Genomic DNA, 24,060 nt, shown 5'->3' on the forward strand with positions numbered 1-24,060 from the left:
TAACCGATTGTACTTCTTTTGGATCAAGACCTGATTACAACACCAGCCACCAAACGCCCCTGATGGAACGTCGCCTGACGGGCAGGCAAACGTGCCACGGCCTCAGCAGAACAACTCGCTGCCACCAAGACAAATTCCGCCTTATCACCTACCCGCGGCCAAATACGCTGCCCCTGGTCATTAAGCGGTAACACACCGCCAGTAGCAATAGCCATAGCGCGGGAAAGATGAAATTCATCTGAGCCACGGTACAACTGCGCGTACAAATTCGCCTTTTCCAACATATCACCCGTGCCAAACGGCGACCAGTGATCAATCACACTATCAGTACCCGTCATAATAAATACCCCTTTAGCCATGAGTTGCGGCAACGGCATCATCAAGCTACCAATAGGCACTGTGGAAGCTATCGTGATTTGCTGCTCCGCCAAACGGGAAGCGGTTTCTGCTAGTTTCCCCTCATCCAATGCGGTCAGGGCGAAGGCGTGGCTGATAGTGACCTTACCACGCAAAGCGGATATCTTCTCCACCGTATCAATCATATAGTTGATAGCAACAACACCCGCTGGGCTTATCTCATGCAGATGAATATCCACACCAGCGTTATTATCGAGTGCAATCTGGAACATAGTATCCAGTGATTTTTCCATCGCAGCGTCCACGCTAGTAGGGTCCAACCCACCAACATACTGTACCCCCATTTGCATCGCCTCACGCATCAGTCCCTCCACTTTGGAGTGCAGCAAACCGTGCTGAGGAAAAGCAACAATTTCACAACTGAAATCATCACGGTGATTATCTAACGCATACTGCAAATGCTCCAGGCTCTTCAAACCACTAACCGGATCAATATTACAATGGCTACGGGCTACCGTACTGCCCTTGGATTGCAACAGAGCGATCAAACCCTCCGCTCGTTGCTGTGAAGTAGGCAGTAGTTTGGGGATCAGAGTTTGTTCCTGAGCGATCATATCCATAATGGTTTTACCCTGGCGGGGTAACGGTGCCTGCCACGGACCACCGTAGAAAGTCTTATCTAGATGGATGTGCATATCACGGAAAGTAGGCAACAACAGCTGTCCCTGCGCTTGATAGCATGGCAAATGCGTATTTAGTAGCACACTCGCAGCATGGATTGCAGCGATCCGACCATCTTTGATTTCCAATGTATATAATGCGGTACGTGTGCCAATCACAATATCGCCATTATATTCAAACCCATCCTCCAATAGCACATCTCTCAGATAGTAATGGCTATCAATAAGGGTAGTCTGCATCAATGATGTATTAGCGGCAGTGGTTGATGGTATAGCCTGCACTATCCCCCCGGTCAAGGAAATCGCCGCACAAGCGGTAGTGAATTTACCCGTTTGGCTGAGAAAAGCTCTTCGGCTTTGCTGCTGAGTTTTTTCCACATTTAAGTCCTTATTTGAATCCTCAAAAAAGCTCACTGAATGTGACTGATTCCCACCCTATCAAGGGGTTACGACAGTTTTTGCTAAAGAATTAGACATTGAATGACAAGATGATTGTAGCATTTAGCCAACCACGTCAATCATCCTGTAATGAACAGGTATAATGTTAAATCCACACAAACAATATACGCTTCCGTGTGTTTCATTCGTTTGTGCACAAATCCTTACACCTACCTCTGATAAGAGAGATTAATAAGAGAAAGGCCGAATGAAATCGGCCTTTAGAAAAATGTTATCGATAGGACTCAACAATATCACCGCATCGTTACAAACTCTTCCGCCGCAGTGGGATGGATTGCAACCGTGTTATCAAAGTCTTTCTTCGTTGCCCCCATCTTCAATGCAACAGCGAAACCTTGCAGCATTTCATCCATTCCGAAACCGATACCATGAATGCCAACAATCTTCTCTTCCGGCCCGACACATACCAATTTCATCCGGCACGGCTGGCGATGTTGCGTGACAGCGGTATACATTGCAGTAAAAGAAGATTGATAAGTTTTCACCTGCTCTTCACCAAATTGCGCTTTCGCCTGAGGTTCAGTCAGCCCCACAGTACCAATAGGCGGATGGCTGAATACGACAGTTGGAATATTGGTGTAATCCAGATGTTCTTCTGGTTTATTGTTAAACAAGCGCTCAGACAAACGACGACCTGCTGCAACCGCTACAGGGGTTAATTCCACAGCACCGGTGTTATCACCTACTGCATAAATACCTTTCACATTCGTGTTCTGGTATTCATCAACTTTGATGTAGCCTTTTTCATTCAACTCAACACCAGCTACAGACAAATTCAGATTATCCGTTGCGGGCTCACGGCCAATAGCCCAGATTAGGGTATCAACGGTTTGTTCTTTGCCATTTTGCAGTTGCAAGGTCAAGCTACCATCCGTATTTTTACTTACTGATTTTGGCACCGATTCTGTATGCAAAGTAGGTCCTTCGGTATTGATAACTTCCAAGAGTGTTTCAACAATCATCGGATCAAAAGAACGCAACGGTGCATGTTGACGCACAAATAGATGAGTTTCACTACCAAGAGCATGCAATACACCAGCAATTTCTACGGCGATATAGCCTGCGCCAACAACCGCAACCCGCTTTGGCATCTCTTCCAATGCAAAAAAACCATCAGAATCAATACCATATTCTGACCCTGGTATATCAGGCCGCACAGGGCGACCACCTGTCGCAATCAGAATATGATCTGCGGTGATTTTTTCACCATTCACTTCAACCGTATGTGCATCAACAAAATGGGCAAACCCTTGGATCACATCAACTTTATTGTTGCCCAAGCCACGTCCATAAGACTGGTGGATACGATCGATATAAGCAGTGCGACTGGCAATGAGTGTCTTCCAGTTAAAGCTGTTGATTGTCGTATCAAAGCCATAATCTGGCCCATATTGGTGGATAGATTCAGCAACTTGCGCTGCATGCCACATCACTTTCTTCGGAACACAGCCCACATTGACACACGTTCCACCCAATGCCTTAGCTTCAATTAGGGCACATTTCTGCCCGTACATAGCCGCACGGTTAATTGACGCTATGCCACCACTGCCACCACCAATCGCTATATAGTCGTAATGTTTGCTCATCCGGATTGTTTCCATCTAATCAATTCAAGGGAGTTAATACCCAAAGCCTATTATGGCAAAAAATATCAAGCAGTCGTGATGGTTTTAGCTCTCGCTGCCATTGTTAAAAGCTATTCTGGCACCACCCATTTAACCAAGGTGTGACCCATTCCTTCCGGCACCAGAACCTGATGTAACCACGGCAACACCGATTTCATCTGCTGTTCCAGTTTCCAAGGTGGGTTAATCACTATCATGCCAGAGGCGGTCATACCTCGCTGATCGCTATCAGGCCGGACAGCCAACTCAATTTGTAGAATACGGCGAATGCCAGTTGCTTCCAGCTCTTTAACCAGTCGTTTGATTTGCTGGCGTAACACCACTGGATACCACAATGCATAAACACCGGTTGCAAAACGTTTATAGCCTTCCTGAATAGCCTGTACGACCGCTTGGTAATCCGATTTCAGTTCATAAGGTGGATCAATAAGAATGAATCCGCGGCGACTCAGTGGTGGCAATTGTGATTTTAATTGCTGATAACCATCTTCACGCACAACCCTGGCGCGGTTATCACGGGAGAATTCATTACGTATTAGAGGAAAGTCACTCGGATGCAGTTCTGTCAGATTGAACTTATCATTCTGTCGTAACAAATGGCGGGCGATTAAAGGCGATCCTGGGTAGTAACGTAAGTTGCCACTCTGATTCAGTGCAGCTACTGCACTCATATAAGCGTTCAACTCCTGCGGTAAATCTTCACGCTGCCAGACGCGGGCAATCCCTTCCAGATATTCACTGGTACGTTCAGCATGTTCACTACTGAGTTGATAGCGGCCCGCACCGGCATGCGTATCCAGATAGAGAAAAGGTTTCTCTTTTTCTTTAAGAGATTCAATGATCAAGCTTTGTACAGTGTGTTTCAGTACATCAGCATGATTACCAGCATGAAAACTGTGACGATAACTTAGCATTAATTTCAGACCCCAGAGCAGAGAATAGGTTGATTGCCAGATAGAATACCTGACAACTAAAAACCCATCCCAGTAGATGGGACAGATGATAAGGCCCTATTATAGCCCTATTAGCGACAAAAATGTCAGACTCCTCACCTTTACTCCTATACCCGTTATCCTTCAAGTTGCCTCTTTGTTGGCTGCACTCGCTCACCCCGGTCACATAGTTACCTATGCTCCCGGGGATTCACTCCCTTGCCGTCGCGATGCACCTTGAAATCCATAGGGTATAGCGATCCCTTTAATCATATTAATTAAAATTTAGGATAAGTGAAAAATTCTGCCCGGACCTAATGTGATATTTAATGAGTAATGTTATCTGCATTTTCACTGAAAATCATAAGTAGTATTTACGTAATTACAAACAACAAGAATTGTGTAATTAAAAAAACAAGACATTAAACGAACAATTAAATATACAAGATCTTATGTTGATGTTCACGAAATCACCAATCAGGAACAGAGATTGAAAAATGTTAACACTCACTATATGGAAAAATAATCAAAAGAAAAGCCAGAAAAAATGACCAAATGTTATCGAGAGCATTAAGTAATATCGTTAAATAGTACGTGTAAAAAATGAAAGGGAGAGAAAGAAAAAAAATCAAAAAAGCTGAAAGAAGTTGAAGACAGTTATTAAAAATCTTCAACTTAAAATAAAGAAAAATTAAGCTTTTCAGCCAATGAAGAGATATTTCATTGGCTGAATGATTATATTACCTATCAGGCAACAATAGGTGCACGCCAATCATCTGCGCCGGAAGTACCTGCGGTTGTATGCTCCCAATTAATCTTACGATAAGACAGAGAAACACGAACCAGCTGAGTAAATTCAGATTTTGTTGGGTCCTGACAATGAGGCATTTGGCAATCAATGTCGATAATAGTGGCATCTTCCAACTGCGTCGTGAAGAAATGCTCTTGTTTCCCTTCAACAGAAGTGCGATACCATTTCAATACTACACTCGTCAGCATTTCACCCGAAGCCAACGCGTTATAAAGCAATGGAACAGATTTATTTAATGCAACTGTAAAACGGAATGGTTTATGAGCACGCTGACCTGAAGGCTGACCTGATTGAGGATCAGTGGGTACGGTGACGACATGATCAAATGCTTGAACCAGCATTTCATCTTCGTGGCCCTGAACGTAAATATTGCCTACTGATTCAGCAGTGAATGAACCCGCAGTAATATTGCCCTGTGTTTTTCCATTGATGGAAATATAACATGGAGTTGGCATAGAAATATCCTTTATAGAGATTGTGTCAACATTAAGGTAGCGATCATATTAATTTCAACAGTGATTATTTCATGTTGGGAAAAATCACTGGCGAATGTATTGAACGCTGTAACGGATAATAAATACCAACCCGCTCGTTTCAAAATAAAATATAAATTGCAAAATCATTGAACCATCACCAACAAATAAAAATATTATAATTAATGCCATTTTAAAGTAATGATTCTATTATTGTCTTTATTTTAAGTGTAATCAACTATAAATGCCAGTTTGATTGTTAGCTATAATTTCATATCTATATGAAATTAAAGTATTTTTATGATTTATGTCTAAATTATATTTTGTTCAATTAAAAATTGATAACTGGATCAAAAAATTAAACTTTTCCACTTGGTTAATAATGGGAATAATATTTCCATTATTAAATTAACTTACAAAATGTAAACAAAAATACACTTAGAAATACTTTGTTACATAATGAAACAAAAAATCACAAAATGTCATAAATATAAAAAACGCATGCTGTTCTATACCTATTATGGAGTACTTAAAACAAGGGCTTAGTTAAGAAAGAATCAGGATGTAACTTATTGCTAAATAAAATAAAATCATCAAAAGGCCAAATAGAGAGGTATATCTACATATATTTTAGCTTTACAATAAAAAAACAAAATGCGAAACTCTGCTTTGCAGAGCACATCTATATTGATGCTATTGCTCGATGAGTAAGAATATTCTGAATTCCGTATTTATCTATATGCTCATAAAAGTCAGCTTACTATCCAACTCAATGCAGTGAATCTCCCGTTTTTTAGTCAGGGGAAATTTTATGTTCTCCGTCACATATAGGTAGGTATCAAGGGCAATTCTCTCATCAATATTGTTATCAGATAATTCCTAATTGACTAATTGTATTACCCAAAGGATTTAAATATGAGTAAAAATAGTTCAGGTAGCGTAGCGCCGAAAGAAAGGATTAATATCAAATACGTTCCGAATACCGGTGATCAAGTCGCCGAAATTGAATTACCCCTTAACCTACTTATCGTTGGTGACCTCAAAGGAACAAAAGAAGATACGCCAATTGAAGAACGGCAAGCTGTTTCTGTGAACAAGAATAACTTTAATGCCGTGATGAATGAGGCCAACATCAATCTCACTTTTAGTGTCCCCAATCGTCTTAATGATAATAACGGAGATGACCTGCCAGTTAACCTGGAAATAAAATCACTCAATGATTTTTCACCCGATAACGTGGCGAAGAAAGTGCCTGAATTAAATAAACTTTTAGAACTGCGTGAGGCGCTCGTCGCACTAAAAGGGCCACTAGGAAATATTCCGGCATTTCGCACCCGCCTACAGGAATTATTGGGTGATGAAAAAGTCCGCGAACAACTTCTAAAAGAACTTGAAATCGTCAATCAAAAGTAATTGACTGAAAAGGAGTTTTTAACATGTCCTTGCATGAAGAGAGCAGTACAACATTAACCCCAGAGTCCACGACTTCTTTGCTTGACGAGATCATGTCTCAAGCAAGAATGACGCCGGAAAATGATGGCTACCATATCGCGAAACAGGGTGTTGCCGCTTTTATCAGCAGCATTTTGGATACCGGTGCTAACGAAGAACCTGTCAACAAACTTGTCGTTGATAGAATGATTGTTGAGCTTGATAAGACACTCAGCGCTCAAGTTGATGAAATTATGCATGCCAAAGAATTCCAAGAGCTGGAATCATCATGGCGTTCACTGAAATTGCTGGTTGATCGCACCGATTTCCGTGAAAACATCAAAATCAACATTATCCATGCGACCAAAGAAGAGTTACTGGAAGATTTCGAATTTTCACCAGAAATCATCCAATCAGGTTTATACAAACATGTTTACTCGACAGGTTATGGTCAGTTTGGTGGTGAACCGGTTGCGGCGGTCATCGGTAACTATGCGTTCAGCAATAGCTCACCCGATATCAAACTGATGCAATATGTCAGTGCGGTTGGCGCAATGGCTCACGCGCCATTCCTCTCTTCCGTTGCGCCTGATTTCTTTGGTATCAGTAGTTTTACCGAGTTGCCAGCGATTAAAGATCTGAAATCTGTCTTCGAAGGTCCTGCACACACCAAATGGCGTGCGCTGCGCGAATCGGAGGATTCACGTTATCTTGGTCTGACTACACCACGTTTCTTGTTGCGTTTACCTTATTCAACCGTCGAAAACCCAATTAAAAACTTTAACTATCAGGAAGATGTCAGCAAAGATCATGAGCATTTCCTGTGGGGTAATACCGCTTATCTTCTGGCAACCTGTTTGACTGACAGTTTCGCCAAATATCGCTGGTGCCCGAATATTATCGGCCCACAAAGCGGGGGTACTGTCAGCGATCTACCGGTTCACCTGTTCGAAGCAATGGGGCAGATTCAGGCCAAGATCCCGACAGAAGTTTTGGTTACTGATCGTCGTGAGTTTGAATTGGCGGAAGAGGGCTTTATCACCCTGACAATGCGTAAGGGTAGTGATAATGCGGCATTTTTCTCTGCCAACTCAGTCCAGAAGCCAAAAGTTTTCCCGAATACTCGCGAAGGGAAAATGGCTGAAACCAATTACAAACTGGGTACTCAACTGCCCTATATGTTCATCATCAACCGCCTTGCACACTACATCAAAGTGTTACAGCGCGAGCAGATTGGTTCCTGGAAAGAGCGTCAGGATTTGGAGCGTGAACTGAACACTTGGCTGAAACAGTACATTGCCGATCAGGAAAATCCACCAACGGATGTCCGTAGCCGTCGTCCTCTGCGTTCTGCCCAAATTCAGGTTTTGGATGTGGAAGGAGATCCAGGCTGGTATCAAGTGGCAATGCAGGTTCGCCCTCATTTTAAATATATGGGAGCCAGCTTTGAGTTGTCACTAGTAGGGCGTTTGGATAAGGAGTAATGAGTGATGGCCGCGCTGTACAGTTGGAATAGAGAAGGCTCTGCCAGCTTGTTCGAGCGTATTCAGGGGAAGAACTCCGGTTCTTCCCGCCAATCAAGAATGCGTGAACTGCTCAACTCTATAAAACGGCACCTGAATCATGTGCTCAATACCCATCCGGGTGCTTGTCAGAGTGCGACTGATCTTGGCGTCATTGATCTCAATGACGCCACAACCACGGCAACTGACTTTAAACAGAGTATTGAGCAGGCAATAGAGCACTGCATCAGAAATTATGAACCGAGAATATCGTCAGTCACTGTCAATGCAATCCACGATGATAGTGATCCGCTGTTGTTATGTTTTCACATCAGCGCCCAGGTATCCCTGGATGATATTCATGACGTTGTTGAATTTAACATTCAACTGGATAACAACCGGCGTTATTGCCTAGAGAGGACTCAATAAAATGTCACTTGAAAAATATTTTAGAGAGGAACTGGATTACCTCAGACAATTGGGGCGACAAGCTGCAATTGAACATCCTCACCTCGCCTCATTTTTGTCTGAACAAGGCTCTGACCCGGATGTTGAGCGTCTGCTAGAAGGATTTGCCTTTCTCGCGGGTAACTTACGGGCAAAAATTAATGATGAATTCCCTGAACTCACTCATGGATTGTTGCATATGCTATGGCCCAATTACCTGCGGCCAACGCCTAGCATGACCATTATCCAATATACACCTGATGATAATGCCATCAAACAAGCGACGCAGATCCCGCGTGGAACTCAAATCAAAAGCCGTCCGCTGGCGGATGATAGCGAAAATGATGAGGATGAAGATAATTACTTAAGCAATACCAAGACTCAAAAAACAGGCCAAGACAATCATCGCTGTACTTTCACTTTATGCCGTGATGTTTGGCTGCTTCCGATGTCTGTCCGGGGCATTTCAGTCAATAATAGTAATGAGCAGGGTGTCATCAGTCTAAATTTCACCTCAAAAACAGAGCTTACCTTACCAGAACTGCAACTTGATAAGCTGCGTTTTTATCTAAGCGGCGATGATTACAGCAGCACACAACTCTATTTCTGGCTCAGTTACTACCTTAAAGACGCAAAACTTGTCGTCGGCGATACCACCATTTCATTACCGAATTTCGACTTCGTTCCAGTGGGTTTTAATCGGGAAGACGCCCTATTGCCGTACCCGAAAAATGCTTACATGGGTTATCGCGTCTTACAAGAGTACTTCTGTTTTTCCGAAGGTTTTCTATTTTTCGATGTTACTGGCATCCCTAAATTACCGGCGGATCTTAAAGCCCAAGATTTCACGCTGGATCTCTATTTCTCAGAAGCACTGCCACCAGAAATCAAAATTCGCCAAGATACTTTTCGGTTGCATTGCGTTCCGGCAATCAATCTCTTTCCAATGGATAGTGAAGTTATTCAATTGGATGGTAGTCAGGACGAATATCCATTAAGAACCAGCTATAGCCATCCTAATCGCTATGATATTTTCTCCGTGGATAAAGTGGAAAGCTATCTGACCAATAATGACGGTACATTTGACCGCAGCCGAGGGGTGGAGCGGATCTATGTGCCATTTGAAAGCTTTCATCATCAGATCGAACATGAAAGCGAACTCAATACGCGCTATTTCCGTATTAAGGTTAAAGAATCGCCCTTTCGTAACGGGCTTGAACACTATATCTCTTTCGTACGTGGCGATGCGTCATTGCTGCTGGAATTGGAGCGTAGTGAAAGTATCTCTATCCGACTAACTTGTACTAACCGCGAATTACCCCTGCAACTCCGGGTAGGTGATATTAATTACACCTCAGCGGGAAGCCCTTCATTTGCGCCATTTCATAACATAACCCGCCCATCCGTTCCACTCTATCCACTGCTGAGCGGCAAGTATCACTGGGAGCTTATTTCCAATATGTCACTGAACTATATGACACTATTGAACAAAGATGCATTAAAGGAGGTACTGAGTACTTACGATCTCCCCAGCCGATATAACCGACAATCCTCACGATCATCACAAAAACGGCTAGATGCAATTGAACGGATCGAAACGAGGCAAATAGATCGACTATTTAAAGGTCTCCCGGTACGTGGTTCGGAATCAACATTGTATATCCGGCAACAGGCTTTCTGTTCTGAAGGAGAGCTCTATATGTTCGGCACCATACTGTCACGCTTCCTTGCGTTATATGCCAGCATTAACTCCTTCCACATGTTGAAGGTGATCAATCTAGATAATCAGGAATGCTATCAATGGCCGGTACAAATAGGTCAACATGCGTTGATGTAACAGATAACAACTCGTCAGCAAAACGCTCGTTGGATGTATCAAAATACGATTTTTATCAATTGGTCGAATTACTCAACCAATTGGCGGTAGCGTGGGAAAAAACTGGGCAAACTAATCGTCCTGACCGTGAAGCAATCTGTTTTACATCCAGTGCCAGCCTGGCTTTTCCAACTAGAGATATTGTTTCTGTAAAACGTACCAAACAAGGTCGTTTTCATGTAGAAGTCTCTTTCCTTGGGCTACATGGTAGCCAGTCTCCCATACCTGGTTACTACCTTGATTCGCTGGCATGGGAAGACGCCCAGGATGAAAACCGACTGACAGACTTTTTGAATGTTTTCAATCACCGTTCAATCGTTATGCTCCATCAGATCTGGCGGAAATATCGCTATTACATCTGTTTCGACAAGAATGGGCAGGATGATTTTTCTCAGCGTATGTTCTCTCTAGTAGGACTTGGCAGTCGTGTGAACCGTACTCATTTAAAAATCAACCATAGCAAAATGCTAGCCTATGCAGGTCTGTTAGCTAACCCGGGCCGATCACCAGAAGTGATATGCAGCCTGGTTTCACATTGCTTTGATTTGCCAGATGTTACTGTTCATGGCTGGCAATTACGGAAAGTCGCCATTCCCTCATCACAACAAAACCGTTTGGGTGAAACGCTGACAATAGATGGTGAGAAAAATACGGAAATGTCCGTATTAGGTGAAAACTTCACCATCGGATCATGGGTAAAAAACTACAATAGTAAGTTTATGTTATGCATCAACGATCTATCCCGTGAACATTTCCTGTCATTTCTTCCCGACGGCAAAAATTTCCTACCACTGGTGATGTTTATCTGTTTTGTCCTGCGTGATCAATTGGCTTGGGATCTGCGTCTTGGCTTGGCTGAAAACCAAGCAGGCGGCATGGTGCTTGGCACGAAATTAAACAATAACCTGGGGTGGACCAGCTTTCTCGGCGAGCCGGAAAAGAAACCTTTTATCACGATTTCAGTGAGTGGATAAAGACGATGGAAAAACAACAGCCAACCCTTTCATTACGAGTACTCAATAGTGATCAACTGGAAAGCGGTAAATCCGCCAGTTGCCTATTCTCCACTCAAGGTGGCACTGTCGGCAGCAGTAAGAGCCATCTTTGGTCCATTCAGGATCTGCAAGGCAATATCGATCCTTCACAATTTACTATTCAGTGGCGAGATGGCGCATTCTGTCTACAAATGATCGCTGGCCCTCTATCTGTGAATCAATCACCATTGACCTCTGGTGTTAGCGTCATCCGACTGCAACAAGCGGATGAAATTACCATTGGTAAACTGGTGATCAAAAGTTATATCAGTTTTTCCGACGCAGATCGCATTGATCCCATGACAGTATCACCGGAATCACTGGTCTCTAGCTATAGCAATCCACTGGACGCGATGATGGAAAAAAAACCTGTCCAGGATACCGCGTTCACCGATCATGATTCTTTGGCACCCACGATTAAGCACGATTTCAGTCACGATCCGCTTAAGGTTCTCGATAGTGAAAATCTAACCACACTGGACCAGACCTTAGAGAATGACGACATAACCCAAAGCCTACAACAGGGCCATTACCAAGCTCCATTATTCTTCTCTCCCCTCTCAGATAACAGAGGCAATGCTATGGATCGGGATTTTGTTGATTTACCGAATATCTCTTCACCTTTAAGTGAAGAGTACCAGGACATGGAACAGCAACATGTGGCTATCACCCCACTGATGCGAGGGTTGAACACACAATTGCCTTTGCATAACAGCCAACAGGCTAACGACTTTCTGGAAGAAATGGGTAAGACCATGAAAGCGGCAATTGAAGGTCTACTGGTACTGCAACGTACACAGCATGGGCTGCGCGATAAGCAATTGCGCCCTATCGAAGATAATCCGCTACGGCTGAACATGGACTACAACACCACTATGCAGGTGATGTTTGCGGATCAAAAAAGCCCAGTACATCTCTCTGCCCCTTCCGCTGTCGCTGAAAGCTTACATAACCTGCAATTGCACTATCAGGCTAACCGGATTGCGATCACTGCCGCCTTGAACACCATGCTAGATGCTTTCTCACCGGAACACCTACTGAGCCGTTTTGCCCAGTACCGCCGCAGCAATGAGATACAGGAAAAAAATGCAACCTGGGCATGGGAAATGTACACCAGCTACTACCGCGAACTGGCTTCCAGCCGCCAACAGGGATTCGAAAAACTGTTCGGTGAAGTCTATGAGCAAGCTTATGACCGTGCTCTGCGTCAAGGTTTAGAGGATAGCCAGTAATGAAGCGCTCCGGCGGTAATACCTCATGGTCCGGTAGCTATACCGTATGGTTTATATTGCTGGCAGCGCTGATATTAAGCGGCTGTAGCAGTGCATGGCAAGCAACGAAGAAAGTCGGACAGGTAGTCTGGGACCCATCAACTCCTGTCGGTCAACCTGCGAACTTACCTTCCACCGTCGCGATAACTTTGCTGGCAGAACCTGATATCAACCCCAATAAAAATGGAGAAGCCACTCCGGTTGAAATGCATCTGCTCTATCTCAGTGAAGATTCCCGTCTACTTGCCGCTGATTATGACCAACTGGCGAGTGACAAACTGGATAAAGCGCTGGGGAAAAATTACATCGACCATCAGGATTACACCTTATTGCCGGGGCAGTACAAACCACTGCCAGTCATCCCGCTGGAAAAAAATAGCCGTTACATCGGCGTTATCGTTCGCTATGCCGATATTAATCAATCCGAATGGAAAAAGGTCATCCGTGTGAAAGACACAGGACAGCAATACCACATTCTGGTGCATATCAGAGCGAACGAAGTTGAACTTAGAAAAGAGGAGCAATAATTATGTCAGGTAAAAATCGGGTGATTTGGCGCGAAGGATTATTCATCAAGCCACAACACTTTCAGCAACAACAAAAACATAATGACTATCTGGCTCATAGCCGCCTGACAACCTTTATCGAACACTATTACGGTTTCAGTTCCCTGACTATCGACAAAGATCTTCTTGCTCTTGGGCGTATCAGTATTACCGAAGCCAGCGGTATTATGCCGGATGGCACTATATTCTCGATTCCCCATCAGGATGCCACTCCCCAACCGCTTAATGTGATCGATATTAACGGGCCTGGCAGCAAAAATATCTACCTGGCACTCCCCATAACTAACGATACCTTTAATGAAATCTCCCATCCTGAATCCAGGCATGCTGGGGCTGTACGTTACCGTGCACATATAAATAATATCCGTGACTTGCATACGGATGATGGTGATGTCAGCCCCGTCACTCTGGCACAACTGACACCGATTTTGAAACAGGGATCAGAAGACCTCAGTGCTTTTTCCCTGCTGCCACTATGCCGGATAAAAGAGGGGGTTAAAGGTGCAGCCCTCGCTCTTGATGAGGATTTCATCCCAACTTGTACTGCTGTCAAAGTGTCCGAAAAACTGCAACGCTATATGGGTGAAATAGAAAATACACTAACGGAACGAGCTCAAACTCTTGCGAAGCAGATTGGTTCACCTGGTCAGCAAGGCGTTGCTGATGTGTCTGAATTTATGATGCTCCAGTTACTTAACCGAGTTCATCCCTGGTTTACCCATTATTCTAAGCAAGCTCTTCTTCACCCTCAGGACTTCTTCACCCAAGTTCTCCAAACTTGGGCTGAATTGAAAACATTTACGGATAAATCCCGTTTGGTCGGCAATGTACTAAATTATGATCATAGCAATCTGACTGACACATTCCTGAACCTCATGCGTCACATGCGCCGGGAAATGAATGTCGTTCTGATGCCACGAGCAATCGCCCTACCGCTACAGATTCAGGGGAATGGTTTCCGGGTAGCAACTATCCATGATCCCGATCTATTACACAAAGCAGCTCTCATCTTGGCCGTTCGCGCGCAGATTCCACAGGAGCAGTTACGCCGACAGTTCGTTCAGCAGATCAAAGTTGCATCGCAGGAAAAAATCCGCGAAATGGTCAGCGTCCAGTTACCCGGGGTCGCTATAGAGGCGCTTTCCGCCGCTCCACGTCAATTGCCTTATCACGTCGGCTACACCTATTTCTGTTTTGATCAACAAGGTCCGGCATGGCAAGAGATTTTGAAGGGCAACTCCATCGCTTTCCACGTTTCAGGAGAATTCCCTGGATTAGATATGCAACTCTGGGCAGTCAGTAACGGGATTGATTAATGAAAACTGAAACCATAAATGACAATCCTATTCCGACGCAGGAAGTCACTGATAATACTGTGCATCTTCAGTATCAGTTACCGCTACGCGGAGAAAGCCTAAACCCGATGATCGATGCCGCTACACCGCTGCTCGGCATGGTCATGCGTCTAAAAGACATGGGTGAGCAACCACTGCCGGACCAGCTTTATCAGCAGGTCGTTACTGATATTCAGGCAATTGAACAACTTCTACAAACCAAAGGTTATGAGCCGGGCGCCATTATCTCTTTTCGCTATACGCTCTGTACCTTCATTGATGAAACCGCATTGGGTCATGGTTGGAATAGCAAGAATGAGTGGTTACAACAATCACTACTGGTTCGATTCCACAACGAAACTTGGGGTGGTGAAAAAGTCTTTCAATTGTTAGATCGGTTGATGGGTGAACCGCAGCGCTATCAACATCTGCTGGAGTTTATCTATCTCTGTTTCTGCCTCGGTTACCGTGGTCGCTATAAAGTTGCTTCGCAGAAAAGTGATGACTTTGAACGTTTATTCCGTCGATTACACCAACAACTGCACGCGTTGCGGGGCGAAGCTCCTTCCATCATTCTCCACAGTAACGCCAATGAGCGTAATGATCGCTATCGCTTGGGTAAACGTCTGACTATTAAGCATCTGTTCTGGAGCGGTATTACGCTGCTCGCTATCGTTTATGGCTTCTATGCTATCCGTCTGCACAACCAAACCCAGAACATCTTACAACAGCTAAATAACTTACTGAGCTAGGAAAGAACCGATGATTCAGATTGATCTACCTACATTAGTTAATCGCTTAAATCCGATGACTCGGCACGCTCTGGAAGCGGCGGCGGCGCAGTGTGTCAGCCAACAGCAACCTGAGATCACGGTTTCTCAGCTACTACTGCAAATGATCAACACGCCCCTTAGTGATGTCAGAGCGATCTTCAATCAAGCCGAAGTAGACAGCGATTTGTTGAAAGAGCAACTTGATCAGATGATCCCTCACCATCAAGCAATGGTTCAGGCCTATCCTAGCTTTTCTCCAATGCTGGTGGAGTGGTTACAGGATAGCTGGCTGTTAGCATCAACTGAGATGCAGCATCAGGAATTGCGCAGTGGTGTCATGCTGATGACCTTGCTGTTCAGCCCGTTACGTTACCTGACACCACAATCCTCACGTCTTTTGTCGGGCATAAACCGCGAATTGTTACGCCAGAATTTTACCCAATGGACCGCCGGTTCTGCCGAACAACCGGTTGTGGAAAACGATAAAAACGGACAAGGCAAGGCCGCCGCCGGCAGTGATAGCTTGCTTGCCCGTTTCACTCAAAATATGACAGAACAAGCTCGTCAGGGAAAACTCGATCCTGTTCTATGCCGTGACAGAGAAATCGACCTAATGATCGATATTCTCTGCCGGCGCCGTAAAAACAACCCGATTGTGGTGGGTGAAGCAGGCGTCGGTAAAAGTGCGCTCATCGAAGGGTTGGCTTTGCGCATTATCGACAACCAAGTGCCGGAAAAACTGCGTAACAGTGAATTGATGACGCTGGATCTGGGAGCGCTACAAGCGGGTGCGGCGGTAAAAGGGGAATTTGAAAAACGTTTCAAAGGCATTATGAATGAAATAAATCAGTCATCCGTACCGATTATTCTGTTCATCGATGAAGCTCATACCCTGATTGGCGCCGGTAATCAGCAAGGCGGACTGGATATCTCCAACCTGCTAAAGCCCGCTCTGGCACGGGGCGAATTGAAAACAATTGCTGCGACCACGTGGGGCGAATACAAAAAATATTTCGAAAAGGATGCTGCCCTCTCCCGCCGTTTTCAACTCGTTAAAGTGGCCGAACCGACCGCGGAAGAAGCCATCATTATTATGCGTGGCCTGCGGGCAATCTATGAACAATCTCATGGCGTACTAATCGATGATGAAGCACTAAAAGCCTCTGCGGTATTAAGCGACCGTTACCTCTCTGGACGCCAGTTGCCAGACAAAGCCATTGATGTGCTGGATACCGCCTGCGCCCGCGTTGCCATCAACTTGACTTCACCGCCGCGCCAAATTTCTGCCCTGAAAAACCAACTGCATCAGCAACAAATGGAATCAGACGTGCTGGCAAGGGAACAGCGCATGGGACTCAACCAGCATACGGATAGACTGGATGAACTGCGGCAACAACAGCAGGAAGCCACGGAGAAATTGGCTGAATTGGAAGCCAGTTGGCAGCAACAACAGCTATTAGTTCAGCAAATTATTGAACTACGCCGTCAACTATTAACCGATAAGGCAGAAGAGAGCGAAGCCGCCGCCGAGGTAACAACTGACGAGTTGATTGCACAATTGGCTGAACGCAATGAACAGTTGGAACAATTACAGCAACAACAAACGCGCGTTTCGCCTCATGTGGATAAGAACCAGATTGCGGCGGTTATCGCTGAATGGACTGGCGTACCCCTTAATCGCCTGTCACAGAGTGAACTTTCCGTGGTGACTGAACTGCCAATGCATCTGGGACAAAGCATCAAAGGACAAGATCTCGCGATTAAATGCCTGCATCAACATTTGTTGACTGCCAGGGCGGACCTACGCCGTCCCGGTCGTCCATTGGGCGCCTTCTTGCTGGTAGGGCCCAGTGGCGTCGGTAAAACTGAAACCGTTTTACAGATTGCCGAATTGATGTTTGGCGGACGTCAATATCTGACCACTATCAATATGTCGGAGTTTCAGGAAAAACACACGGTTTCCCGCCTGATGGGTTCGCCTCCAGGCTATGTTGGCTATGGGGAAGGCGGCGTACTCACCGAAGCTATTCGCCAGAAACCTTATTCCGTCGTCCTGCTCGATGAAGTGGAAAAAGCGCATCCTGATGTATTGAACCTGTTCTATCAGGCATTCGATAAAGGTGAGTTAGCCGATGGGGAAGGCCGAGTGATTGACTGTAAAAATGTGGTCTTCTTTTTAACGTCCAACTTGGGCTATCAAACTATCGTCGACAATGCCGATAAACCGGCAGAGATGAATGACCGGCTTTATCCTGAACTGGCGGCTTTCTTCAAACCCGCCTTACTGGCACGAATGGAAGTGGTGCCTTATCTACCGTTAGGACACGACACCCTGAAAACCATTATTCAGGTCAAACTGGCGCGCCTCGATAACTTATTGCGTCAACGCTTCAATGCCGAAGTCACCCTGAGTGATGAGGTGGCTGAAGAGATACTGCAACGGGCAACCCGGGCTGAAAATGGCGCGCGCATGCTGGAATCGATCATTGATGGCGCTTTGCTGCCGCCATTATCTCTGCTGTTGTTGCAAAAAATGGCTGCCGGAAAGCAGATCAGCGCTATCCAGCTAACTGTTAACGACCATCAATTCAACGCGGTGGTTGAGGAGATACCATGAAACAACGGCTGAAAAGCGCATTAGCGTTATTGGAAAATGACTCTATCGAGCAACTGGTTCACCACTTTCTTCAAGTGAATCACCAACGCCAGCGTTTTGACGCCTTGCTGGTCTCTCTGCTTAACGTGAATGAAAACCGTCTGGAATGCTACCGGCTGCCGGCGCCAAACCAAATAAGCGCGCTACAACTGGATGTCAATATCGGTGATATTAACCATCCACTGATACAAATCCTGTACAAAGGTACCCCTACGACCTGGGAATCACTCAATCAGGGAGTACGAATAGACAATCGAAACTTTCGCATTTTCGTCGAAGAACTCCCTCATCGCTGCGGCCTACATGCTATCCCGTTGTTTAATTGCAACGGGCAAGCGTGTGGCGTGATTGCTGTTTTCGCCAAAGATGTTCGTCGTTTTGCTGACGATAGCAACATGTTTTACATCTACTGCCTCGTCATGCAACACCGATTGAAAAAATTACAGGAACTGGAACAACTGCGTGAACAATTACGCCAGATCCGCCAGGTTTTTCAGACACAACGCCAGAAAGAAAAACAGCTTGATGAATTGCTGGCTTCGTTAAGTACCACAGCAGAAAACAAAACATCAGCCAGCGTCTCCCACGATTACAGCAAAATCGACGACTTATCTCAGGCACTCGAAGAGTTCGAATGCGCAGTACTGATACAACGCCAACATATTTACGGCAATAACACCAAACAGATTGCCGAAAGCTTAGGTATCGCACCCCGTACACTGACTTACAAACTGGCGAAATACAGGTGTAAATTATGAGTTTTCTGTTACTGGTCAGTTCACTAATCGCCTCTCTGACAGGCAAACCCGATATTCAGCCAGATCAGGAAACCCCAACAGCGCCTTCACTACCCGCTTTACTGCAATGCCGGGCAGAACCGTCGCCGTTGGTTAGACTCGATTGCTACGACCGTCTATTGGATAAAGTCGATAATATTGCCGTTATCCCGTTAGAAAAAACTGGCCCTGTTTGGCGACAGGCAATGGAACAGGAGATGAAACGCACTGACCATTCAACCGGTTTTATCACCACCCAATCTGACAGTATACCGACTCGCGTCATACTGACTACACCCGCGATGGGTGCTCCACCCCCCCGGCCAGTACTGATGCTCAGTTGTATCGATAACATTACCCGAATACAAATTGCCCTGGCTAAACCACAAGATAGCGGCACTGTGATGATTTCGACGGAAATAGCCCAATTCAGTGCTGACTGGTTCTTACGCGAAAACGGCTACCTGCTGGAATCCAGCCGTGGACTCCCGGGCATTGAAGAACTCAAACGACTGATGACAGGAAAAACCCTGACCATCAAAACCGGCAACGGAAACCGAATGACATTTAACATTTCTCAACTGGAACAGGCGGTGAAACCTTTACGCTCCGCCTGTCGCTGGTGATCTCAATGGATATCAGGAAACAATTTGACTGGCAGGGCCTCCTGCTGACCCCCCTGCCGGATGAACTCATCAGCCGGGCGCTGGATGAAAACGAACCCGCCTGGGAATATATCGACGGGGAGATGGTTAAGCTGGGATCGCTAACCCATTCCAGCCTTAATATTGAAGAGATCCAGCGTCAGGCGCTGCAACTGTTCAGCGAAAAAAGCAAAGATTTCAGACTGATGGTTCATTTACTGCGGACACTGCAACACGGCAGTCACCCCGCTGAACTCATCCTGGCAATGGAGCTGTTGGCCGATTACATCCCGCATTACTGGCAGGCAGCCTGGCCACAAAAACCTCAGCTCAAGCGCCGCCTGGCCCAACAGGTGATTAAACGTTTTGACGCTGCGCAACCCGGCTTCTGCGAACAGGCGGATGAGACGCAGCGCGAAGAGGCACAGGGCGCACTGGCGCATCTGGCACAATGCTGGCATACCGACGAACCGGCACTGGCTAAAGAGATCGACCGGTTACGCCCCTGCTACGCCCGTAAACCTCAGCCCAAACCGGTCGCCGCGCCGGCTGAACCGGCAGAAACAACGGCACAATCGGCAAACACGTCAGCACGGACATCCCCCCCTATACCGGATGTCACTGTAGACAGTACCGGTGAAAAAGCCTGGAAACAGACGCTCCTGACCGTGGCCGACCTGCTATGCGAACGCCAGCCTGATGCCCCGGTGGGTTACCGGCTGCGTCGTTATGCGATCTGGCACACCCTGACCACGGCGCCGATGGCGAATGGCGCCGGCAAAACACCACTGGCGCCGACGTCGGCAGACCGTACCGCCGATTATCTGACGAAACTCCCGGCGGCGGATAACGCCCTGCTGCAACAGATAGAACAGAGCCTGACACTGGCCCCTTACTGGCTGGACGGGCACGCTCTCGCGGCGCAGGCCGCCGGAAAACTCGGTTACCACGCCGTGGCTGACGCTATTCGCGATGAACTCCGGGCCTTTCTTGACCGTCTGCCAGCCTTACAGCGCCTGTCTTTCTCCGACCGGAGCCCGTTTATCTCAGACGCCACCCTGAACTGGCTGCATCCCCCGGCGACCGCCACCGTCAACAACGCCGCCACGCCGGAACAGGACGCTGTCTGGCACTGTTTTCAGCAGCACGGTCTGGAAGCCGCCCTAAAAGCGGCGGAACAATATCAGCAACACCTGACCGAACCCCGGGATCAGTTCTACGGTCAGTTACTGACGGCACAGTTACTGGAGCAGGCGGGCATGAACGCGCTGGCACAACAACATTACCGCCAGCTGCGCCAGGCCGGACAGCACCTGTCACTCGCCGACTGGGAACCCGGCCTGCTGGCGGCGCTGGCCGAAAAAGCCCCGATGACCGCCCCCGCAAAGGCGACGACCGCAAACAGGAGCGTTAACTCATGAACTGGCTTTCTCTACTGCTCAACAATATCAAAAAACCGGCGATGCCGCGTCTGCCGCCCCTGAAAGCCACCGCCTCGCTGATACTGGCCCTCCTGCCCTGTCTGGCCCTCCTCTGGCTGTGGTGGTGGGGACCCGACTGGCAGTTTAAGCAGACTCATCCGCTGGAAACCCTGTCTGCCCGCTGGCTGGCGACGGTCGTCATCCTCCTGCTGGCCCTGAGCGTTGTCGGGATAAAAATCTGGCGCCGCCTGCGCCAGCTTGAAAAGCTTAAACTGGATGTGGAACTGAACACCGTCGATCCGGCGCGGGCCGACATCACCCGTCAGGACAGGTATCTCCAGCACTGGCAAGCCCGGCTGCAACGCCATCTGGGGACCCGGGATTATCTCTACCAGCGCCCCTGGTACCTGGTGATGGGCAACACCGGCAGCGGCAAAACCTCCCTGATTCAGGCCGGCTGCCGGCTGACTGACATTGCGGCCCCGGACACCCTGAGCGGGGAAGACGCGCTGCCGCTGCATCTGCGCTGCTGGCTGGGGGAGAAAGCCGTCCTCATTGACCCGGACGGCTTCCTTATCGACCAGCTATCGCCGCCGGACACCGGCCAACCCCAGCTGCCCGCCCGCCTGTGGCAGGCCCTGCTCGCCTGGCTCACCGAAAACCGTCAGCGCCAGCCCCTTAACGGCATTATTCTGACCGTGGATATTCACCGCTTACTGACCGCCAGCAAAGCACAGCGGGAACGGGAGATTGCCGCGCTGCACCTGCGCCTGCAAGATCTGCGGTTAACCCTGCATCATCATCTGCCCTGCTATCTGGTGCTGACCAAACTCGATCAGCTGCACGGTTTCAGTGCCGCCTTTCAGTCACTGGACAGGCCGCAGCGCGCCCAGATCCTGGGCGTCACCTTTAGCCTGAACGCGCAGGACGAGCAGCGCTGGCGCGCGGAGCTGGCACAGTTCTGGCACCAGTGGATGCAGCAGCTCAACGCGGCCATGCCGGACATGATGCTCAACAAAGTCGACAGCAGTCAGCGCAGCCCGCTGTTCAGCTTCACCCGCCAGATACAGGGGCTGCACAGCTATCTGGTGCCGCTGCTGGAGGGGCTCCTCGCCAACGGCGGCCCGGCACAGCCCGGCCTGCGGGGGGTTTACCTCACCTCGTCCCAACAAATCGGCCAGATGGATGACCTGTTTACCCAGTCTGCCGCGGCGCAGTATCACCTGGGGCCGCAGGCTTTTCCCACCTGGCCGGTGGCGGACACCGTGCCCTACTTCACCCACGCGCTGTTTGAAGAGGTCCTGCTGGCCGAACCGAATCTGGCGGCGGAAAACCGGCTGTGGCTAAGCCGCAACCGCCGTCAACTCCTGGCCTTCTCCGCCGTAGGCGCCGGGGTGGCGCTGGCCCTGTGGACCGGCTGGCACGCCGCCTATCAGCAGAACTACCGGGCCGGCGACGAGGTCCTGGCGCAGGCCAAAACCTTCCTGTCGGTGCCGCCCCCCAAAGGCGAAGACCGTCTCGGCAATTTACAGCTTCCCCTGCTCAATCCTATCCGTAAGGCCACGCTGGCCTACGGGGATTACCATCAGAAAGGGCTGCTGGCGGATATGGGGCTCTATCAGGGCGCGGCGGTCGGCCCGTATGTGGAAAACACCTACCTGCAACTGCTGTCTCAGCGCTTCCTGCCCGCCTTAATGAACGGCCTGCTGGATGACCTGAACCGGGCGCCGAAAGGCAGCGAAGAAAAACTGGCCGTCCTGCGTATCATGCGGATGCTGGAAGACGGCAGCGGCCGCCATAAATCGCTGGTCGAACATTATATGCAGGCGCGCTGGAGCCAGGCGTTTAACGGCCAGCGCCCGTTACAGCAACAGTTACTGACGCATCTGGACTATGCCCTGGATCACACCGACTGGCGGGCCGCGCGGGAGGCGGGCGATCAGGCCGCTATCAGCCGCTTTGCCCCTTACCAGCGGCCGATGATAAATGCCCAGAAAGAGCTGAGTCAGCTCTCTATTTATCAACGGGTCTACCAGAACCTGCGCATTAAAGCCCAGGATTCACTGCCGCCCCCCCTCAACCTGCGCGACCAGATTGGCCCGAGCTTTGACCGCCTCTTTATCGCCAATAATGACAAGCAACTGATTATCCCGCAGTTCCTGACGATAAACGGCCTGAACAACTACTTCGTCAAGCAGGACGACCAGTTGATCGACCTCACCGTTATGGACAGCTGGGTCCTGAACCTGTCGCATAACGTGCAATACAGCGACACGGACCGCAAAGCAATCCAGCGCCAAATCACCGAGCAGTACCTGGGGGACTACACCGCCACCTGGCGCGCGGCCATGAACAACCTGGATATTCGTGACTTTACCGATATCCCGCAGGCCATCAGCGCCCTTGAACAGGTCATCAGCGGCGAGCAGCCCATCAGCCGCGCCCTGCAAATCCTGAGTGACAACACCCGCCTGCCGGGGATTGACGAGACGCTGCCGGCCAAAGCCCGGCAGGCGTTACGCGATACCCCGGATTACCGCCTGCTGGCGCGTATTCACCGGGAATTCGCGCCGGAAACCGCGGTGCTGGTGGAGTCCGGGGATAAAAACAGCACCTTACAGGGGGTTTATCAGCAACTGGTGGCGCTGCACCGTTACCTGCTGGCGATTCAGAATGCCCCGGTCCCGGGTAAAGCCGCCCTGAGCGCCGTTCAGAAGCGGCTTGAACAGCATAACAGCGACCCGATTTTCGACGTGCAGCAGCGGGCGAAAACCCTGCCGGCGCCGCTCAACCGCTGGGTCGGCGAGCTGGCCGAACAGGCCTGGCGGGTAGTGATGAGAGAAGCCATCCGCTCGCTGGAAATCGAATGGCACGACACCGTCGTCAGACAGTACCAGACCTACCTGGCCGGACGCTATCCCTTCAACCCGGCAGCTGCTCAGGATGTGCCGCTCAGTGAGTTCGAGCGGTTCTTCCGGCCCGGCGGCACGCT

19 protein-coding genes are annotated in these 24,060 nt (G+C 48.2%); 14 read left to right on the forward strand and 5 right to left on the reverse strand.

What is annotated here, in order from left to right; genetic code table 11:
* Nucleotides 1-23 precede the first annotated feature (23 nt).
* From AAC155_RS14970 to AAC155_RS14990, 5 genes are all read right to left on the reverse strand, one after another.
* A complete protein-coding gene (locus tag AAC155_RS14970) occupies nucleotides 24-1,415 on the reverse strand; it encodes an amidohydrolase family protein (protein ID WP_113043123.1) in 1,392 nt (463 codons plus the stop codon).
* Between the two features lie 314 nt (nucleotides 1,416-1,729).
* Complete coding sequence (gene gorA, locus AAC155_RS14975) at nucleotides 1,730-3,082, reverse strand: glutathione-disulfide reductase (protein ID WP_113043124.1); 1,353 nt, start codon at nucleotides 3,080-3,082, stop codon at nucleotides 1,730-1,732.
* 110 nt (nucleotides 3,083-3,192) lie between these two features.
* A complete protein-coding gene (locus AAC155_RS14980; protein ID WP_113043125.1) occupies nucleotides 3,193-4,035 on the reverse strand; it encodes a 23S rRNA (adenine(2030)-N(6))-methyltransferase RlmJ in 843 nt (280 codons plus the stop codon).
* Entirely contained in the window at nucleotides 4,001-4,240 is a 240-nt protein-coding gene (locus AAC155_RS14985) for a hypothetical protein (RefSeq protein ID WP_146748106.1), read from the reverse strand. The genes AAC155_RS14980 and AAC155_RS14985 overlap by 35 nt, the downstream gene beginning before the upstream one ends.
* Nucleotides 4,241-4,800: 560 nt before the next feature.
* Complete coding sequence (locus tag AAC155_RS14990; protein WP_113043126.1) at nucleotides 4,801-5,319, reverse strand: Hcp family type VI secretion system effector; 519 nt, start codon at nucleotides 5,317-5,319, stop codon at nucleotides 4,801-4,803.
* 933 nt (nucleotides 5,320-6,252) lie between these two features.
* Here AAC155_RS14990 and tssB point away from each other — a divergent pair.
* The 14 genes from tssB to tssM all read left to right on the forward strand — a co-directional run.
* Nucleotides 6,253-6,750 (forward strand): type VI secretion system contractile sheath small subunit, encoded by a 498-nt coding sequence (gene tssB / locus AAC155_RS14995; RefSeq protein ID WP_113043127.1) that lies wholly within the window; start codon nucleotides 6,253-6,255, stop codon nucleotides 6,748-6,750.
* Nucleotides 6,751-6,773: 23 nt separating this feature from the next.
* Nucleotides 6,774-8,252, forward strand: a complete 1,479-nt coding sequence (tssC, locus tag AAC155_RS15000; RefSeq protein ID WP_113043128.1) for a type VI secretion system contractile sheath large subunit — start codon at nucleotides 6,774-6,776, stop codon at nucleotides 8,250-8,252.
* Nucleotides 8,253-8,258: 6 nt separating this feature from the next.
* Nucleotides 8,259-8,699, forward strand: a complete 441-nt coding sequence (gene tssE / locus AAC155_RS15005) for a type VI secretion system baseplate subunit TssE (RefSeq protein WP_113043129.1) — start codon at nucleotides 8,259-8,261, stop codon at nucleotides 8,697-8,699.
* A gap of 1 nt (nucleotide 8,700) precedes the next feature.
* Nucleotides 8,701-10,554: a type VI secretion system baseplate subunit TssF gene (gene tssF, locus AAC155_RS15010; protein WP_113043130.1), complete on the forward strand. Its 1,854-nt coding sequence runs from the start codon at nucleotides 8,701-8,703 to the stop codon at nucleotides 10,552-10,554.
* Entirely contained in the window at nucleotides 10,518-11,567 is a 1,050-nt protein-coding gene (gene tssG / locus AAC155_RS15015; protein ID WP_113043131.1) for a type VI secretion system baseplate subunit TssG, read from the forward strand. The genes tssF and tssG overlap by 37 nt, the downstream gene beginning before the upstream one ends.
* A 5-nt stretch (nucleotides 11,568-11,572) precedes the next feature.
* A complete protein-coding gene (tagH, locus tag AAC155_RS15020; protein WP_113043132.1) occupies nucleotides 11,573-12,859 on the forward strand; it encodes a type VI secretion system-associated FHA domain protein TagH in 1,287 nt (428 codons plus the stop codon).
* The gene (tssJ, locus tag AAC155_RS15025) at nucleotides 12,859-13,425 is read left to right on the forward strand and encodes a type VI secretion system lipoprotein TssJ (RefSeq protein WP_113043133.1); all 567 of its coding nucleotides are present in this window, start codon (nucleotides 12,859-12,861) and stop codon (nucleotides 13,423-13,425) included. The genes tagH and tssJ overlap by 1 nt, the downstream gene beginning before the upstream one ends.
* A gap of 2 nt (nucleotides 13,426-13,427) precedes the next feature.
* On the forward strand, nucleotides 13,428-14,780 hold the full coding sequence (tssK, locus tag AAC155_RS15030) for a type VI secretion system baseplate subunit TssK (RefSeq protein ID WP_113043134.1): 1,353 nt from the start codon (nucleotides 13,428-13,430) through the stop codon (nucleotides 14,778-14,780).
* Complete coding sequence (gene icmH / locus AAC155_RS15035; protein WP_113043135.1) at nucleotides 14,780-15,550, forward strand: type IVB secretion system protein IcmH/DotU; 771 nt, start codon at nucleotides 14,780-14,782, stop codon at nucleotides 15,548-15,550. Before tssK ends, icmH begins: the two co-directional genes overlap by 1 nt.
* A 10-nt stretch (nucleotides 15,551-15,560) precedes the next feature.
* On the forward strand, nucleotides 15,561-18,188 hold the full coding sequence (tssH, locus tag AAC155_RS15040) for a type VI secretion system ATPase TssH (RefSeq protein ID WP_113043136.1): 2,628 nt from the start codon (nucleotides 15,561-15,563) through the stop codon (nucleotides 18,186-18,188).
* On the forward strand, nucleotides 18,185-18,985 hold the full coding sequence (locus tag AAC155_RS15045) for a helix-turn-helix domain-containing protein (protein WP_113043137.1): 801 nt from the start codon (nucleotides 18,185-18,187) through the stop codon (nucleotides 18,983-18,985). The genes tssH and AAC155_RS15045 overlap by 4 nt, the downstream gene beginning before the upstream one ends.
* On the forward strand, nucleotides 18,982-19,629 hold the full coding sequence (vasI, locus tag AAC155_RS15050) for a type VI secretion system-associated protein VasI (protein WP_113043138.1): 648 nt from the start codon (nucleotides 18,982-18,984) through the stop codon (nucleotides 19,627-19,629). The genes AAC155_RS15045 and vasI overlap by 4 nt, the downstream gene beginning before the upstream one ends.
* Before the next feature lie 5 nt (nucleotides 19,630-19,634).
* On the forward strand, nucleotides 19,635-21,068 hold the full coding sequence (gene tssA / locus AAC155_RS15055) for a type VI secretion system protein TssA (protein ID WP_113043139.1): 1,434 nt from the start codon (nucleotides 19,635-19,637) through the stop codon (nucleotides 21,066-21,068).
* Nucleotides 21,065-24,060 (forward strand): type VI secretion system membrane subunit TssM (tssM, locus tag AAC155_RS15060; protein ID WP_113043140.1); only part of this gene is annotated, 2,996 nt, incomplete at its 3' end. The genes tssA and tssM, both read left to right, overlap by 4 nt.

Origin of the sequence: Photorhabdus sp. HUG-39 (assembly GCF_963878365.1) — a bacterium.
Lineage (GTDB): Bacteria > Pseudomonadota > Gammaproteobacteria > Enterobacterales > Enterobacteriaceae > Photorhabdus > Photorhabdus kayaii.